At 48.4% G+C, this 1,744-nt stretch carries 1 rRNA gene; it reads right to left on the reverse strand.

What is annotated here, in order from left to right:
* A 23S ribosomal RNA gene (locus ACI48Q_RS20900) occupies positions 1 to 1,744 on the reverse strand; the annotation flags it as partial.

Raw genomic sequence — 1,744 nt, forward strand, 5'->3', positions numbered from 1 at the left:
CGCTAAGTGATCCCCTTAACCTTCCAGCACCGGGCAGGCGTCAGCCCCTATACATCAGCTTTCGCTTTAGCAGAGACCTGTGTTTTTGCTAAACAGTTGCTTGGGCCTATTCTCTGCGACCTACTTGCGTAGGCACCCCTTCTCCCGAAGTTACGGGGTCAATTTGCCGAGTTCCTTAACAGCAATTCTTCCGCTGGTCTTAGGATTCTCTCCTCACCTACCTGTGTCGGTTTGCGGTACGGGTACCAACTTCCTCCATAGAGGCTTTTCTTGGCAGCGTGGAATCAGGTACTTCGCTCTAATGAGCTCCCCATCACACCTCAGATTCAGCTAGCGGATTTGCCTACTAGCTACTCCTAAATGCTTAGACACACATCCAATAGTGTGCACACCCTATCCTCCTGCGTCACCCCATTTGTGATAACGTCCGTTGGTAGTACTGGAATATCAACCAGTTGTCCATCACCTACGCCTTTCGGCCTCGGCTTAGGTCCCGACTAACCCTGAGAGGACGAGCCTTCCTCAGGAAACCTTAGGTTTTCGACCGCCAGGATTCTCACCTGGCTCGCGCTACTTATGCCAACATTCTCACTTCTGCATCGTCCACCGCTCCTTACGGTACGACTTCAGCCAATGCAGAAAGCTCCTCTACCACGTACACATAGTGTACATCCATAGCTTCGGTAGTAAGTTTTAGCCCCGGACATCTTCGGCGCGGGATCTCTTGACTAGTGAGCTATTACGCACTCTTTAAATGAGTGGCTGCTTCTAAGCCAACATCCTAGTTGTCTTAGAAATCCCACATCCTTTACCACTTAACTTACATTTGGGGACCTTAGCTGATGGTCTGGGCTTTTTCCCTTTTGACTACGGATCTTATCATTCGCAGTCTGACTGCCGAAATAAAAGTATATGGCATTCGGAGTTTGATAAGGTTCAGTAAGCGTTATGCCCCCTAGCCTATTCAGTGCTCTACCTCCATTACTCAATTAATCGACGCTAGCCCTAAAGCTATTTCGAGGAGAACCAGCTATCTCCGAGTTCGATTGGAATTTCTCCGCTATCCACAGCTCATCCCATGGTTTTTCAACACCAACGTGGTTCGGACCTCCACGACATTTTACTGTCGCTTCATCCTGGCCATGGATAGGTCACCCGGTTTCGGGTCTACGACATGCAACTTTGCGCCCTATTCAGACTCGGTTTCCCTTCGGCTCCGTACCTTAAGTACTTAACCTCGCTACATATCGTAACTCGTTGGCTCGTTCTACAAAAAGCACGTCGTCACACATATAAAGTGCTTCGACCGGTTGTAGGCACACGGTTTCAGGTTCTATTTCACTCCCCTTCCGGGGTTCTTTTCACCTTTCCCTCACGGTACTTCTTCACTATCGGTCACTAGGTAGTATTTAGCCTTGGGAGGTGGTCCTCCCTGCTTCCCACAAGGTTTCACGTGTCTCGTGGTACTCTGGATCAGAACTCTTGATTTCTTCTTTTCGCCTACAGGCCTATTACCTTCTACGGAGTAGCTTTCCAGCTATCTTCGACTAAGAAAATTTCAATTTTATGTTCTGTCCTCAACCCCCAAGCCAAAGGCTTAGGTTTGGGCTCTTTCCCTTTCGCTCGCCGCTACTCAGGAAATCGAGGTTTCTTTCTCTTCCTCGGGGTACTTAGATGTTTCAGTTCCCCCGGTTTACCTCTATATACCTATTTATTCAGTATATAGTACATAGTGTTTACTATG

It is taken from the genome of Clostridium sp. LXY-7 (assembly GCF_056172015.1).